The sequence below is a fragment of the Pseudaquabacterium rugosum genome, assembly GCF_038066575.1.
In the GTDB taxonomy this organism is placed as follows: domain Bacteria; phylum Pseudomonadota; class Gammaproteobacteria; order Burkholderiales; family Burkholderiaceae_C; genus Pseudaquabacterium; species Pseudaquabacterium rugosum.
The window spans coordinates 112,714-126,971 of the sequence record NZ_JBBUTF010000003.1 but is presented as its reverse complement, the minus strand read 5'-3'; the positions used below and the strand labels follow the sequence as shown (position 1 = coordinate 126,971).

General features: G+C 72.3%; 11 protein-coding genes and 2 tRNA genes. 9 read left to right on the top strand and 4 right to left on the bottom strand.

Annotated elements, in window-relative coordinates; all coding sequences use genetic code 11:
• Positions 1 to 521 precede the first annotated feature (521 nt).
• Positions 522 to 2,003: an MATE family efflux transporter gene (locus tag AACH11_RS03140; RefSeq protein WP_341372744.1), complete on the top strand. Its 1,482-nt coding sequence runs from the start codon at positions 522 to 524 to the stop codon at positions 2,001 to 2,003.
• 33 nt (positions 2,004 to 2,036) lie between these two features.
• Here AACH11_RS03140 and AACH11_RS03135 read toward each other — a convergent pair whose 3' ends face one another.
• The 3 genes from AACH11_RS03135 to ompR are packed head-to-tail and all read right to left on the bottom strand — an operon-like array spanning position 2,037 to position 5,139.
• Positions 2,037 to 2,942, bottom strand: a complete 906-nt coding sequence (locus AACH11_RS03135; RefSeq protein WP_341372743.1) for a 4'-phosphopantetheinyl transferase family protein — start codon at positions 2,940 to 2,942, stop codon at positions 2,037 to 2,039.
• Between the two features lie 20 nt (positions 2,943 to 2,962).
• Positions 2,963 to 4,408, bottom strand: coding sequence for an ATP-binding protein (locus AACH11_RS03130; protein ID WP_341372742.1), 1,446 nt, complete (start codon positions 4,406 to 4,408; stop codon positions 2,963 to 2,965).
• Entirely contained in the window at positions 4,405 to 5,139 is a 735-nt protein-coding gene (gene ompR, locus AACH11_RS03125) for an osmolarity response regulator transcription factor OmpR (RefSeq protein ID WP_341372741.1), read from the bottom strand. Before ompR ends, AACH11_RS03130 begins: the two co-directional genes overlap by 4 nt.
• Positions 5,140 to 5,464: 325 nt before the next feature.
• Between ompR and AACH11_RS03120 the strand changes: the two genes are divergently transcribed.
• Positions 5,465 to 6,235, top strand: coding sequence for an SIMPL domain-containing protein (locus AACH11_RS03120; protein ID WP_341372740.1), 771 nt, complete (start codon positions 5,465 to 5,467; stop codon positions 6,233 to 6,235).
• A 102-nt stretch (positions 6,236 to 6,337) separates the two neighbouring features.
• On the opposite strand, the gene AACH11_RS03115 is transcribed toward AACH11_RS03120, so the two are convergent.
• Positions 6,338 to 7,114 (bottom strand): 3-hydroxybutyrate dehydrogenase, encoded by a 777-nt coding sequence (locus AACH11_RS03115; protein WP_341372739.1) that lies wholly within the window; start codon positions 7,112 to 7,114, stop codon positions 6,338 to 6,340.
• A 96-nt stretch (positions 7,115 to 7,210) separates the two neighbouring features.
• Between AACH11_RS03115 and AACH11_RS03110 the strand changes: the two genes are divergently transcribed.
• The 7 genes from AACH11_RS03110 (at position 7,211) to msrB (ending at position 14,202) form a co-directional block, all read left to right on the top strand.
• On the top strand, positions 7,211 to 8,077 hold the full coding sequence (locus tag AACH11_RS03110; RefSeq protein WP_341372738.1) for an alpha/beta fold hydrolase: 867 nt from the start codon (positions 7,211 to 7,213) through the stop codon (positions 8,075 to 8,077).
• Positions 8,074 to 10,593: a RelA/SpoT family protein gene (locus AACH11_RS03105; protein ID WP_341372737.1), complete on the top strand. Its 2,520-nt coding sequence runs from the start codon at positions 8,074 to 8,076 to the stop codon at positions 10,591 to 10,593. The genes AACH11_RS03110 and AACH11_RS03105 overlap by 4 nt, the downstream gene beginning before the upstream one ends.
• Positions 10,594 to 10,667: 74 nt before the next feature.
• Positions 10,668 to 10,744, top strand: a tRNA-Val gene (locus AACH11_RS03100).
• Positions 10,745 to 11,023: 279 nt separating this feature from the next.
• Positions 11,024 to 11,100 (top strand) — tRNA-Val (locus AACH11_RS03095).
• Positions 11,101 to 11,437: 337 nt separating this feature from the next.
• Complete coding sequence (gene msrA / locus AACH11_RS03090) at positions 11,438 to 12,034, top strand: peptide-methionine (S)-S-oxide reductase MsrA (RefSeq protein WP_341372736.1); 597 nt, start codon at positions 11,438 to 11,440, stop codon at positions 12,032 to 12,034.
• Positions 12,031 to 13,689, top strand: a complete 1,659-nt coding sequence (locus AACH11_RS03085) for a protein adenylyltransferase SelO (RefSeq protein ID WP_341372735.1) — start codon at positions 12,031 to 12,033, stop codon at positions 13,687 to 13,689. The genes msrA and AACH11_RS03085 overlap by 4 nt, the downstream gene beginning before the upstream one ends.
• A gap of 42 nt (positions 13,690 to 13,731) precedes the next feature.
• Positions 13,732 to 14,202 (top strand): peptide-methionine (R)-S-oxide reductase MsrB, encoded by a 471-nt coding sequence (gene msrB, locus AACH11_RS03080; protein ID WP_341372734.1) that lies wholly within the window; start codon positions 13,732 to 13,734, stop codon positions 14,200 to 14,202.
• The last annotated feature ends 56 nt before the right edge of the window (positions 14,203 to 14,258 follow it).

The following is a 14,258-nucleotide window of genomic DNA, read 5'->3' as shown; positions in this document are numbered from 1 at the left end:
ATCGTCCGCCGTCGTGCCCGGGTGGCTCACCGATCGATCCAGTGCGGAGGCGCCGCCGGGTGTGGGTGAGGTCGTCATGCGGCACGGGGCCGGTGATCCCGCCGCCACGCGCCGGACTTGCGCGACAGGTGTCACACCGGCCGGTCCGTCGATCGCGGGTCGGAGCCCTGCGCAGCCTGTGGCGGATGCTTCCGGATCGCCGCGGGCGCGTGGGTCGCACGCCGCCGTGACGGACCACCCGGACGCAGGGGGCGTCCCGTGGGGCGAGCACTTGTTAACAGCAGGTCTGCGGACCCTGGTGCATGCTGCGGCCCGCCGTGGGCGGTCGTCCGGACCAGCCCCGTGTCCGCTGGCAGGCCGGTCCTGCCCGAGCCGAGAGGTCGTTCTGGAGCTGTTCAACGTGTACCCATCCGCCACCCTGAGGGTCGGCCCGTCCGGCCGGCATGCGCCCGTGGCCGTCCAGTCGCCTGCCGCGACCTTGACCTTCGGTGCGTTGGCGTCCGGCCCTCTGCGGGGTGCCCATGTTTGATCGCCATGGCATTCCGCAGGAGCGCTCGCGTCTCGAGAGCTTCGGGCGCGAGGCGCAGCAGTTCTTCGCCCTCGGCCTGCCGATGGTCGTCTCGCGGCTCGGTCTGGCGGCCATGGCCATCACCGATGGCGTGATGCTGGCCCACCACAGCAGCCGCCAGCTGGCCGTGCATGGTCTGGCCGATGCGGTGATGGGCCGCTGGCTCGAGGTCGGCATGGCCTTCGTGATGGCCGGTCTGACGCTGGCCGCCCAGGCCGCCGCCGGCAACAGCGGTGAGCGCCAGCTGGTGGGCCGGACCTGGCATCAGGCGCTGCTGCTGGCCTTCATGGCCGGGCTGCTGGGCATGGCGCTCGGCGCCTTCGCGCCGACGCTGTTCGCATGGACCGGGCAGGAGGCGGTGCTGGCGGCCGATGCCGGTCTGGTGCTGGCGGTGCTCGGCCTGGGCATGCTGCCGGCGATGGTGGCCATGGCCACCGCGGGCGTGCTCGAGGCCGTCGGCCACGCCTCGGTTGTCGCGTTGGCCGTGGTGATGGCCAATCTGCTGAACTTCTGGCTCAACGGCCTGTGGATCGACGGCTCGGGCACGGTGCCGGCGCTCGGTGCGGTCGGCGCGGCCTGGGCCACCACGGTGGTGCGCGGGGTGCTGGCCGTGGTGCTGCTGGCGGCCGCCTGGTGGTTGCCCCAGCGCCATGAGTTCGGTCTGCGCCGGCGCTTCCGGCCGGCCGACTGGCGCGCCAGCCAGGAGCAGCGCGGACGCGGCTGGAACGCCGCCCTGAGCACCGGTCTGCTGGCCCTGCTGGCCTGCGGTCTGCCGGTGATCGCCGGCTGGTTGGGCGAGCGGCCGCTGGCGGCGATGACCGCGCTGTTCGTGCTTCTGGCGCCGTTGATGGTCATGGCCTGGGGCCTGGCCGACGCGGCGGGCCTGCAGGTCGCCGGCGTGATGGGCATGGAGCGCCGCCGTCCCGGCATGATGTTGCGCACCGGCGACCGCTGTGCGCTGCTGCAGGCCCTGGTGGTCGCCGGTTTCGCCCTGTTGATGCTGGCGCTGGCGCCGCCCCTGCTGGCGCTGGTCGCGCCCGATCCGGCCCTGGCGCGCCTGGTGCGTCCGCTGCTGCCGCTGGGCATCGTGGTGGTGCTGGCCGAGGGCCTGGCCTTCCTCTATGCGGCGCAGCTGCGCAGCATCGGCGAGTTGCGCCGGCCCTTGCTGATCCAGGCCGTGGCCGGCCTGCTGCTGCTGCCCCTGGCCTGGGTGCTGGCCTTTCAGTTCAAGGCCGGCCTGGGCGGGCTGCTGGCGGCCCAGGGCATCGCCGCGGCGCTGCGCGCCTTCGCGCTCGCCACGCTCTACCGGCAGGTCGGCATGGGTCTGGACAAGGCCAGTGCCGAGGAACTGCGGCGGCGCGCCCAGGCCAGTGCCCGGGCCTGGGCCGACACCGTGCTGATCCGGCCGGTGGCCCGCACCCAGGTCGCCGCCTGAGCGTCGGGGGTGGGTCGGGGCGGATGCCCTGCCTCAGGCGCCCGTCCGTGCGGCCCGATGCACCAGGGCCACACAGCGGCGGGCGTTCCAGGCGAGCCGTCCGGCCAGGGGCTGGCCGCTCGCCGTCGCCGGCAGCCGGGCGATGAACGTTCCGGCCGAGGTCTGCGGCCACTGGCACAGCTCGATGTCCCGCGGCTCCAGCCATCGGCCGGTGGCGGGGTGCCAGGCCTTGAACACCGCTTCCTTGGCGCACCAGGTCTGCAGCAGGCGCAGGGCCCGTGCCGCCGGCTCCGCCAGCGCGTCATGCGCCAGGCGCTCCGACGGCGTCAGGATCAGGGCGGACAGCCGGTCCGGGTCGAGCAGCCGGTCCCGCCGTTCGACATCGACGCCCAGGGCCGCACAGCCGCGCGCATCGGCCACCACGGCCAGGGCCAGCCCGGCATCGTGGGCGATGCTGCCGCGGCAGCCGGCGGGCCACAGGGGCTGGCGATCGGCGGCCGCCGGCAGGTCGGTGACCGAGCGCCACTGGCGGGCCCAGGCCGCGCCCTCGTCGTCGCGAACGGCGCTCGGCGGTCTGCTCCGGTGGGGGGTGTCGGCGCTGCCGGCGGACGGGCCGGGTGGAGCGACGGGCGAGCCGTCCGGTGCCGGTGGGTCCAGCCGGTCGGCCAGCGCGTGCAGCGCCTGCCGTGCGCACCATCGGCCGGCCGCATGTTCGGCGCGCCGGGCCGGCGTGGCCCGGGCCATGCGGATCCGCTCGGCCTCGCACTGGCCGGGCCAGTCGGTCCGGTCGTCGATCCAGGCCTGCGCCGCGAGCACCTGGGCCGGCAGCAGCGACTGCAGCAGCGTCAGATCCTCATTCCGGGCCTGTGCCCTTGCCAGTGCCAGCCCTTCCGGAGGCCGGGCCCACGGCGGCGTGGGTGCCGCAGCGGTCGGTGCCATCGCCGGCCGCCGGCCGCCCCTCACTTCGCGTACTTCAGGCGCAGGTGCACCATCAGCCCGCCGTCCGGGGCGTTGACGAACTCGACCTGTCCTCCCATGCGCACCATCGACTTCTCGACGATGGCCAGGCCCAGGCCGGCGCCGGTGGCCGCCGTGCGTGCCGTGTCGCCGCGGAAGAACGGCGTGGTCAGCTTGCGCAGCTTTTCCTCGGGCACGCCCGAGCCGGTGTCGCGCACGGTGCAGATCACCCAGCTGCCGGTGCGCACGTAGCTGACCGAGACCTGCGCGATGCCGGTCTCCGGATGACGTCCGTAGCGCCGCGCGTTCTCGAACAGGTTCTGCAGCACGCGACCCAGCTCGACCTCGTCGGCATAGACCTTGACGTCGATGGCCACGCGCGAACTGATCTGGATCTCGCTCGGATCGCGGAAGGACGAGGCTTCCTTGTCGACCAGGCGGCCCAGCAGCACCGGCTTGAGATGCGTCTCGCCGGGCCGTGCGTAGTCCATGAACTTGTCGATGATGGCGTCGAGCTGGTCGATGTCACTGGCCATGTTGTAGAGCGCCTCGTCATCGGTGACGCTCATTTCGGCCTCCAGGCGCAGTCGGGCCAGCGGGGTGCGCAGATCGTGGCTGATGCCGGCCAGCATCACCGCCCGGTCCTCCTCGACCTTGGCCAGCTCGCGTGCCATGCGGTTGAAGCCCATGTTGACCTCGCGGATCTCGCTGGTCACGTGGGTCTCGTCCAGGCGCGAGTCGTACTCGCCGCCGCGGATCCTGCTGGCCGCGAAGGAGAGGTCGCGCAGCGGGCGGTTGATGCGGTGGGCGACCAGGGCCGAGCCCAGCAGCGTCAGCGCCGCGACCACGCCCAGCCATGGCAGCTGGTCGAGTGCCCAGCCGTTGCGCCAGGAGACGGCCGGCACGGCGATGCCGGTGCTCAGCCACCAGGGTTCGCCCTCGACCAGCAGGCCCAGCCACAGCCCCGCCTGCCCGTTGACCTGAGCGGCCAGCTGCAGCTGCGCCGGCCCGTCGCCGAGCTCGCGGCGCAGCATCTGCTCGAGCTCCCGCGCCCAGCGGCTGTCCGGCAGGGCCTGCCATTGGTCGTTGGCCAGCCGCGGCTGCAGCCGCATGCCCTGGCCCGTGTCATGGCCCGGGCGGGCCTCGCCACGCAGCCCCAGCAACCAGGCGGGCCGTGAGGCGGGATCCATGCGCGCGACCGATCCGCGCAACAGGTGCACGGTGCCGGCCAGCGCGCAGGCGGTGTCGGCCGCACGCTCGTCGTTGCCGTCGACCCGGTGCAGCGCCCACATCCAGGCGCTGAGCACGATCGACATCAGCAGCAGCAGCAGGAAGAACGTCCGCCAGAACAGGCTCAGGCCGACCTGTTTGCGCGAGGCCGCACGTGCCGCAGGCTCGATGTCGAGCGGAGCCGGGCGGCGCTTGACGGACAGCGCGGCGCGGTTCAACTGGCGCCGTCCGGCACGAAGACATAGCCCACGCCCCAGACGGTCTGGATGTAGCGCGGTTGCGACGGATCAGGCTCGATCATCTTGCGCAGGCGTGAGACCTGCACGTCCAGGCTGCGGTCGAAGGGCTCGAACTCGCGGCCGCGGGCCAGCTGCGCGAGCTTGTCCCGCGACAGCGGCTGGCGCGGATGGCGCACCAGGGCCTTGAGCATCGAGAACTCGCCGGTGGTCAGCGCCACCACCTCGCCGCTCTTGGTCAGGCGCCGCAGCGAGAGATCGAACTCGAACGGTCCGAAGCTCACCACCTGAGGCTCCTTGCTGGGCGCTCCCGGTGCCTCGGGCGGCGGGCGGCGACGCAGCACGGCATGGATGCGCGCCAGCAGCTCGCGCGGGTTGAACGGCTTGGGCAGATAGTCGTCGGCGCCGACCTCGAGACCCACGATGCGGTCCACGTCCTCGACCTTGGCCGTGAGCATGATGATGGGCGTCATGTCGTTGGCCGCGCGCAGGCGGCGGCAGATCGACAGACCGTCCTCGCCGGGCAGCATCAGGTCCAGCACGATGAGATCGAGGTTCTCGCGCGTCAGCAGCCGGTTCAGGGACTTGCCGTCCTCGGCCAGAAGGACCTCGAAGCCCTCCTGCGTCAGGTAGCGGCGCAGCAGGTCGCGGATGCGCGCGTCGTCATCGACGACGGCGATGCGGTCCGGCCGCGGGTTGGTGGGCGCGTTCATCGCGGGACTTCCTCCTGCCTTGAAATTTGTAACTGCGGACCGATTGTGCAGGGCCGCAACAGGGCCTCATGGCACGATTTGACGGCCTGTTACAACTGAATCCGCCCGTCTGACGACGGCTGTGAACTCGGACACATCCCGCCGACCCGATCCTCTGACATGCCGCGCCCGGGCCTGCCGTCGATCACGTCATGATCCTCGACATGTCCGTCGTGATTTCCTGACAGGAGCTCCCTTGATCCCCTCGATTCCCTCGACCGCATCGATTGCAAGCATCTGCAAACCGCAGCCGGAAATGGTGTCTCGTTACCCAGCGCACAGGCTCATGGGACGAGCCCGTGCCGGTCTCCGGCCGGCTGGCGCGGCCCTCGTGCTGGCCGTCGGTGCGGCCTTGTCCGCGCTGGCGCCGGCCGTCCAGGCGCAGACGTCCGTCGTCGTCACCGCGCCGCAGGACGTGGTGCATCTGTCGGCCCAGGCGGCCATCGAGGTGCCGCAGGACCAGCTGACGATCGTGGTGCAGGCCCTGCGTGAGGGGGCGGATGCCGCGGGCGTCCAGCAGCAGCTGCGCCAGCAGGTCGATGCCGCGCTGACCGAGGCCCGTCGCCAGCAGCGCCCGGGTGAGCTGGAGGTGCGCAGCGGCGGCTTCTCGCTGTCGCCGCGCTACGTCAACCGGCCGGAGGGCGGCAGCCGCATCAACGGCTGGCAGGGGCAGGCCGAGCTGGTCATCGAGGGGCGGGACATGGCCGCCATCAGCGCGCTGGCGGGCCGCCTGTCGGCGGTGGCCGGCATGAGCGTGCAGCGGGTGCAGACCGGCCTGTCGCGCGCGGCGCGCGAACGGGTGGCCGCGGAGGTGCAGTCCCAGGCCCTCGGCGCCTTCCGCGCCCGCGCCTCGGCCATCGCCCGGGACCTGGGTTTCGCCAGCTACAGCCTGCGCGAGCTGACGGTCGGCGAGGCCGAGGCCGCTCAGCCGCCGGGCGTGCCGATGTTGCGCATGGCCGTCCGCGCCGAGATGGCCGACGCCGCGCCACCGGTGGCACCGGGCCAGGCCACGGTGTCGGTGCAGGTCAACGGCAGCGTGCAGTTGTCACCGCGCTGAGCGCGCGGATGCGGCCGTGCGGCCCGCGTCAGCCGCGGCTGGCCGGGCCTTGACGGGGGCGGCCGCAGGCCGGTGCGGCGCAGGACGGCGCCCGGCCGGTGCTCACTGGGCGACCCAGCCGCCGTCCACGTTCCAGGCCACGCCGCGGATGTTGTCGCCGGCCGGGCTGCACAGGAAAAGGGCCAGCTCGCCCAACTGCTCGGGCGTGGTGAACTGCAGCGAGGGCTGCTTCTCGCCCAGCAGCGCCTTGCGTGCCTCGGGCTCGCTGATGCCGCCGGCCGCGGCACGGGCGTCGACCTGTTTCTGCACCAGCGGGGTCAGCACCCAGCCCGGACAGATCGCGTTGACGGTCACGCCGGTGGTCGCGCATTCCAGCGCCACCGACTTGGTGAAGCCGACCACGCCGTGCTTGGCCGCCACATAGGCCGACTTCTGCGCCGAGGCCACCAGGCCGTGCACCGAGGCCACGTTGATGATCCGGCCCCAGCCGCGCTGCTTCATGCCCGGCAGCGCGGCGCGGCTGGCATGGAAGACGCTGGACAGGTTGATCGCGATGATCGCGTCCCAGCGCTCGACCGGGAATTCCTCGACCGGCGCCACATGCTGGATGCCGGCGTTGTTGACCAGCACGTCGAGTGCGCCGAACTCGGCCTCGCAGGCGCGCACCATGGCCTCGATCTGGTCGGCCCGGCTCATGTCGGCACCGTGGTAGCCGACGCGCCCGCCGCGGGCGGCGGCCTGGACCTCGGCCTTGGCCGCCTCGGCATCACCGAAGCCGTTGAGCATCACGTTGGCGCCGGCCTTGGCCAGCGTGATCGCCATTCCGAGCCCGATGCCGCTGGTCGAACCGGTGACCAGGGCCGTCTTTCCTGTGAGCATGGGAGCATCTCCTTGCGAGGGTCAGGGGAGGGTGGCCGGTGCAAACCGGGCCGCTTTGCGGCGATGATAGGGGGCTGACACTGGTTGCCACCTGACATGAACGAACCGCGCCTGAAGCATGTGCAGTGCCTGGATGCCCGCGGCCTGCACCGCATGGCCTACCACGAGTGGGGCGACCCCGCCAACGCGCGGGTGGTCGTCTGCGTCCACGGCCTGACCCGCCAGGGGCGGGACTTCGACGCGCTGGCGCAGCGCCTGAGTGCGGATTTCCGCGTCGTCTGTCCCGACGTGGTCGGCCGCGGCCACAGCGACTGGCTGGCCGATCCGTCCGGCTACGCGATCCCGCAGTACGTGGCCGACATGGTCACGCTGATCGCCCGCCTGGAGGCGGCCGAGCTGCACTGGGTCGGCACCTCGATGGGCGGGCTGATCGGCCTGGGCGTGGCCGCGCTGGCCGGCGCGCCGCTGCGCTCGCTGGTGCTCAACGATGTCGGCCCGGCGCTGGAGTGGGGCGCGCTGCAGCGCATCGGCCAGTTCGTCGGCCTGCCGGTGCGCTGGCCGGATGAGCAGACGGCCATCGACGCGCTGTGGTCGGTCAGCCAGGGCTTCGGCCCGCACACGCCCGAGCAGTGGCGCGCGCTGTGCCGCCCGCAGCTGCGCCAGGGCGACGACGGCTGGCGCAGCCACTACGACCCGGCCATCGGCCTGGCCTTCCGCGCGCTGACGCCCGAGCTGGCCGCCGCCGGCGAGGCCGCCTTGTGGGCCGCCTGGGACCGCATCACCTGCCCGGTGCTGCTGCTGCGCGGCGCCGCCTCCGACCTGCTGAGCGCGGCCACCGCCCAGGCCATGGGCGAACGCGGCCCGCGCGCCCGGCGGGTGGAGTTCGACGGCGTCGGCCATGCGCCCACGCTGGTGCAGCCGGATCAACAGGAGCCGGTGCTGGCTTTCCTCGCCCAGGCATGAAGACCGGATCGACGACGCTGGGCGGCCATCCGGCCGCCATCGTGCAGGCCGTCGGCGTGCGCCTGCCGGCCACACCGGCCCACGGCCACGGGCCGGCCGGCGGGCCCACCACGCCAGCCGGCGCCACTTCCGACAGCCCGGTGCCGGACGCCGGCCCTCTGCCGGCGGGCGCGCCATCGGCCGGCGCCAGCGCGGACGACGAGGGCATCCGCCTGCTGTCGCGCGCCCAGGCCTTCGCGCTGCCCTTGCTGCAGGGCCAGCCGCTGGACACCGGCGAGGACGCGGCCGAGCACGCCGCCGGCGTGGCCGCCATCCTGCTGGGCATCGGTGCGGCCCCGGACATGGCCGCCGCGGCCTGGCTGGTCTATGCCGGTGACCATCTGCACAAGCCCGAGGAGGTGATCGCACGCGCCTTCGGCGAGGGTTATGCGGGGCTGGTCAGCCACACCCGCAAGCTGGTGCAGATCCAGCGCGCCGCACGCGAGGCCCGGCTGGAGGCCGAGGCCCGGGCCCAGCAGGTCGAGCGGGTGCGCAAGATGCTGCTGGCCTTCAGCCGCGACCTGCGCGTGGTGCTGCTGCGCCTGGCCAGCCGGCTGCAGACGCTGCGCTGGTACGCGGCCAGCAAGACCCCGTGCCCGCTGCTGCTGGCGCGCGAGACGCAGGAGGTGTTCGCGCCGCTGGCCAACCGCCTGGGCATCTGGCAGATCAAGTGGGAGCTGGAGGACCTCGCCTTCCGCTTCCTGCAGCCCGACGACTACAAGGCCGTGGCCCGCGCGCTGGCCGAGCGCCGCATCGAGCGCGAGAGCGGCATCGAGTCCACCCGCGCCGCGCTGGCCGCGCTGCTGGCCGAGGCCGACATCCCGGCCGAGGTGCAGGGCCGGCCCAAGCACCTCTACAGCATCTGGAAGAAGATGCGGGGCAAGAACCTGGGGCTGGAGCGCATCTTCGACGTGCGCGCCCTGCGCGTGATCGTCGCCGACGTGCCGGCCTGCTACGGCGTGCTGGCCACGCTGCACAGCCACTGGAACCCGCTGCCCGGCGAGTACGACGACTACATCGCCCGTCCCAAGCCCAACGGCTACCAGAGCCTGCACAGCGTGGTGGCCGGCCCCGACGGACGCCCGGTCGAGGTGCAGATCCGCACCGCCGCCATGCACGACCATGCCGAGCACGGCGTGGCCGCCCACTGGGCCTACAAGGAGGCGGGCACCCGTGGCTATGCCGGCGTCAGCGCCGCCGGCGAGTTCGAGGAGCGCGTGGCCGAGGCCCGCAAGGCCGTGCTGCGCCAGCTGCTGGCCTGGGAGCGGGACTATGTGCGCAGCGCCCGTGCCGGCGCGGGCACGGCCGAGGCCCCCGTGGCGGACGACGCGCCCGGTGGCGCGCCGTCGCCGGCGGCGTCCGTCGGTGCGCCCGGCGAGAGCGCGCCGCCGCGCCGTGCCGCAGCGGCCGCCGAGGATCCGCTCGGCACCTTCGACGACCGCATCTACGTCTTCACCCCGCAGTCCACCGTCATCGACCTGGTGGTCGACGCCACGCCGGTGGATTTCGCCTATGCGGTGCACACCGATCTGGGTCACCGCTGCCGCGGCGCCCGGATCGACGGCCAGATGGTGCCGCTCAACACGGTTCTGGCCAACGGCCAGACGGTGGAGATCATCAGCGTGCGCGAGGGCGGCCCCTCGCTGGACTGGCTCAACACCGAGCTCGGCTACCTGAACAGCCCGCGCGCACGGGCCAAGGTGCGCGCCTGGTTCAACGCCCGCGCCCAGCAGGCGACGATCGCCCGTGGCCGCGAGGCGGTGGAGAAGGTGCTGCAGCGCGAGGGCCGCACCGCCATGCGGCTGGAGGACCTGGCCGCGCAGCTGGGCTTCCGCAGTGCCGACGCGCTGTTCGAGATCGTCGGCAAGGACGAGTACCCGCTGCGCCCGATCGAGCTGCTGCTGCGTCCGCCCGCCGCGCCGGTCGCCGAGCCCGGCGATGTGGCCGGTGCCGACAGTCTGGCCGGCCGCGAGGCCGCGGCGATGGCGCTCAAGCGCGCGCGGGCCGGCGATGGCCGTGGCGGCGTGCTGGTGGTCGGTGTCGACTCGCTGCTGACGCAGCTGGCGCGCTGCTGCCGTCCGGCGCCGCCGGACGCCATCGGCGGCTATGTCACCCGCGGCAAGGGCGTGGCCGTGCACCGCTGCAACTGCCCGAACTTCGTCCACATGAGCTCCCAGCAGCCCGACCGCGTGATCGACGTGGCCTGGGGCGAGCGGCCCGCCGACCGTGACGCGGTCTATCCGGTGGACGTGCTGGTCGAGGCGGGCGACCGCACGGGCCTGCTGCGCGACATCAGCGAGCTGTTCAGCAAGGAGCGCATGAACGTCATCGCCGTGCACACCCAGTCGCTGCGCAGCGCCACCGGCCGCACCGCCTTCATGACCTTCACCGTCGAGCTCGCCGATGCGGCCCGGCTGCCGGCCGTGCTGCGCCATGTGCAGTCGGTGCCCGGCGTGCGCCAGGTGCGGCGCCGCTGAACCGGAGTCCCTGTTGATTTCTCGACGGGGACTGTTGCGTTCTTCAAAACACATGCTATAGTGCAAGGCTTCCCAGGCGCGTAGCTCAGCTGGTTAGAGCACCACCTTGACATGGTGGGGGTCGTTGGTTCGAGTCCAATCGCGCCTACCAAGCACCGCAGGACCCCGGTCCTGCCGTTCTGGATCCTGGGAAGGATCTCCGCAAGGAGATCATGAAGCTGGAGGCTGCATCGCGGGAGGGCAACACCCCGGGATGTCCGTCACGGGAGCATGACCAGTCCCCGTGTCCGGCAGATCCATCATGCTGCAACCGCAGCAATGAAGGGTTTGTCGATGGCTTGCAGGTTCGGGGCACACGCCGCGGCAGAAAAAATCTTCTGCATGTCGGTGAAGACCCTGAGTTTGCATGTTATAGTCCTGGCTTGACTTCAGGCGCGTAGCTCAGCTGGTTAGAGCACCACCTTGACATGGTGGGGGTCGTTGGTTCGAGTCCAATCGCGCCTACCAACGTAGTGGCGGCAAGCATCTTCAACAGGTGTTTCGTCGGCCCTGGAAATGCCCCGGTTGCGCAAGCGGCCGGGGTTTTTTCTTTTCCGCTTCGCCTTCACGGGGGCGTGATGGCGGGGGATGCGCTGCCGGGTGGGCGCGCGGGCGGTGCGTCTGCCGTGTGTCCGGGCCGATGTCCGCATGCCGTGCGGCCCGGGCGCAGAGTGCGCCCAAGCCCGGGCGTGCCACGGGTGCTTGGTCCTGCAGGCACACTGCGGGCCTTGCTGCGCCGGCTGCGCCCGTCTCGCCCACTGTCGGGCGTCCGGCGCGCAGCGCGCTGATCCAGGAGTTCCGCCCCATGCCGCTTGCGCCCCGTCCTCTGCCTGCCCCGGCCCCCGGCCGCCTCACCCTCGTGCCCGGCGCCGAGACGGCCGTGCTGGCCGGTGGCTGCTTCTGGGGCATGCAGGACCTGCTGCGCCGCCTGCCCGGCGTGCTGGCCACGCGCTGTGGCTACAGCGGTGGCGACGTGCCGCACGCCACCTACCGCCACCATGGGCGTCATGCCGAGGCGGTCGAGATCGTCTTCGATCCGGCGCGTCTGTCCTACCGCCGCCTGCTGGCGTTCTTCTTCCAGATCCACGATCCCAGCACGCCGGACCGCCAGGGCCATGACCGCGGGCCGGCCTACCGCTCGGCCATCTACACGCTCGACGACGCCCAGCGCCAGACGGCCCTGCAGGTGGTCGCCGCGGTCGACGCGTCGGGCCGCTGGCCGGGGCCGGTCGTCACCGAGCTGGCGCCGGCGGGTGATTTCTGGGAGGCCGAGCCCGAGCACCAGGACTATCTGTTGCGCGATCCCGGCGGCTACACCTGCCATTGGGTACGGCCGGACTGGGTGTTGGATGGGTCGGTGGCCGGCGGCTCGGATGTTCATCCCGCCGGTGGCGTCGCATGAGCGACACCGATCGCGTCCCTGATCGCGTCACCGATCGCGCCGCCATTGACGCCATCGCCTTCGAGCACCGCTATGCCGAGGCGCTGGAGGGGGCCTGGATCGCCGTCACGCCCGATGTGCCGCCGGCACCCGTGCTGCTGTGGCTCAACGACGGGCTGGCCGCCGAGCTGGGGCTGGATGCCGCCCTGCTGCGCCGGTCCGAAGGCCTGGCCATGCTGTCGGGGCAGCGTGTGCCGGCCGGTGCACGGCCGCTGGCCCAGGCCTATGCAGGCCATCAGTTCGGCGGTTTCTCGCCGCAGCTCGGGGATGGTCGCGCGCTGCTGCTGGGCGAGCGGATCGATGTCCATGGCCAGCGCCGGGATCTGGCCTTCAAGGGCTCCGGTCGCACACCGTTCTCGCGGGGCGGGGATGGCAAGGCCGCCGTCGGCCCGGTGCTGCGGGAGGTGATTTTCGGCGAGGCGCTGCATGCGCTCGGCATCCCGGCCACCCGTGTGCTGGCCGCCGTGGCCACCGGCGAGACGGTGCGCCGTGACCGCCCGTTGCCGGGCGCACTGCTCAGCCGTGTGGCGGCCAGTCATCTGCGGGTGGGCACGTTCCAGTTCTTCGCCGTGCGCGGCCAGACGGCGATGCTGCGCAAGCTGGTGCATCACGCGATCGAGTGCCACGATCCGGCGCTGCGCGGCGATGCGCGACCGGCGCTCGCCCTGTTGCGCGCGGTGCGCGACCGCCAGGCCCGCCTGCTGGCGCAATGGATGGGCGTGGGCTTCATCCACGGCGTGATGAACACCGACAACATGACGATCTCGGGCGAGACGATCGACTTCGGTCCCTGCGCCTTCATGGAGGTCCACGATCCCGATGCCGTCTTCAGCTCGATCGATCATCAAGGCCGTTATGCCTACGGCCGCCAGCCCGAGATCGCGCCGTGGAACCTGGCCCGCCTGGCCGAGGCGCTGCTGCCCTTGATCGCCGAAGAACTGGCGACGCCCACCGCTGCGGCGGCGATCGCGGCAGGCAATGCCGAGGACGCGGCCATCGCCGCCGCCACCGACATCGTCCAGGGTTGGACGGCGGTGTACGCGGCCGAATGGCTGGCCGTGCATCGTGCCAAGGCGGGTCTGATGCCGCCGAGTGTCACGGATGCCGCGGCCGAGGCGGCCGACGCTGTCGACCGTGCCTTGCTGCAGGATCTGGAGCAGCTGCTGACCCGCCACCGTGTCGATCACACGCTCGGCTGGCGCCGCCTGTCGGCGCTGCGCCGCGGTGATGCGCCAGCCTGGTGCGCGCTGTTCAGCGGGTCGGTTGATCCGTCCCGCCTCATCCCGGAGCCGCAGGCGGAGCCCGACGGCCTGCCGTCCGATGTGCGGGCCTGGCTCGTGCGCCTGCGCGTGCGTTGGGCCGATGCCGACGCCGGAACCGAGGCGACGGCCGCCGCCGCGGCCGCGATGGACCGCGTCAACCCGCTCTACATCGCCCGCCACCACCGCGTGGAGCCTGCGCTCGATGCGGCGGTGGAGCGGGCTGATCTGGCACCCTTGCTCGCCCTGTTGGCCGTGCTGCGCGATCCGTACACCGAGCGCGATGGCCTGCAGGACTGGGCCGAGCCGGCGCCGCCGCAGGCCACGGCGATGTACCGCACGTTCTGCGGCACCTGAGTCCGCCAACATCCCCTGATTCCGCCAGGAAGGAAACACACCATGGACGCGACAGGCGACCTCATCGACTGGAGCGAGGTGCTGCGCCTCGCACGTGACGGCAACCGGCCCCCCGCCCGCCGTGACGAGCGCAGCCCCGCCCAGTGGCAGCAGCAGCTCAGCCCGGCCCAGTACCAGGTGACCCGTCGCGCCGGCACCGAGCCGCCGTACAGCTCGCCGATGTGCGAGCGCTTCGAGCCCGGCCGCTACCACTGCGTGTGTTGCGGCAGCCTGCTGTTCGATGCCGACACCAAGTTCGACAGCGGCAGTGGCTGGCCGAGCTTCACCCAGCCGGCCGAGCCTGCGGCCATCGCCTACCACGCCGACCACAGCCACGGCATGGTGCGGGTGGAAACCACCTGCGCCGTCTGCGACGCGCACCTGGGCCATGTCTTTCCTGACGGTCCGCCGCCCAGTCGCCTGCGTTACTGCATCAACGCGCTGGCGCTGCGCAAGGCGCAGTCCACGGACTGAGCGACGGGCTACGGCGGCCTGCTGCGTGCTGCCTGCCTGCCGCCCTCCTGTGCGCC

Excerpts from the sequence above, each read along its gene's own strand:
- AACH11_RS03115 (WP_341372739.1), bottom strand. The coding sequence starts at position 7,114 with ATGCTCACAGGAAAGACGGCCCTGGTCACCGGTTCGACCAGCGGCATC.
- ompR (WP_341372741.1), bottom strand. The coding sequence starts at position 5,139 with ATGAACGCGCCCACCAACCCGCGGCCGGACCGCATCGCCGTCGTCGAT.
- msrB (WP_341372734.1), top strand. The coding sequence starts at position 13,732 with ATGGACGCGACAGGCGACCTCATCGACTGGAGCGAGGTGCTGCGCCTC.
- AACH11_RS03135 (WP_341372743.1), bottom strand. The coding sequence starts at position 2,942 with ATGGCACCGACCGCTGCGGCACCCACGCCGCCGTGGGCCCGGCCTCCG.
- AACH11_RS03110 (WP_341372738.1), top strand. The coding sequence starts at position 7,211 with ATGAACGAACCGCGCCTGAAGCATGTGCAGTGCCTGGATGCCCGCGGC.
- AACH11_RS03105 (WP_341372737.1), top strand. The coding sequence starts at position 8,074 with ATGAAGACCGGATCGACGACGCTGGGCGGCCATCCGGCCGCCATCGTG.
- msrA (WP_341372736.1), top strand. The coding sequence starts at position 11,438 with ATGCCGCTTGCGCCCCGTCCTCTGCCTGCCCCGGCCCCCGGCCGCCTC.
- AACH11_RS03140 (WP_341372744.1), top strand. The coding sequence starts at position 522 with ATGTTTGATCGCCATGGCATTCCGCAGGAGCGCTCGCGTCTCGAGAGC.
- AACH11_RS03120 (WP_341372740.1), top strand. The coding sequence starts at position 5,465 with ATGGGACGAGCCCGTGCCGGTCTCCGGCCGGCTGGCGCGGCCCTCGTG.
- AACH11_RS03085 (WP_341372735.1), top strand. The coding sequence starts at position 12,031 with ATGAGCGACACCGATCGCGTCCCTGATCGCGTCACCGATCGCGCCGCC.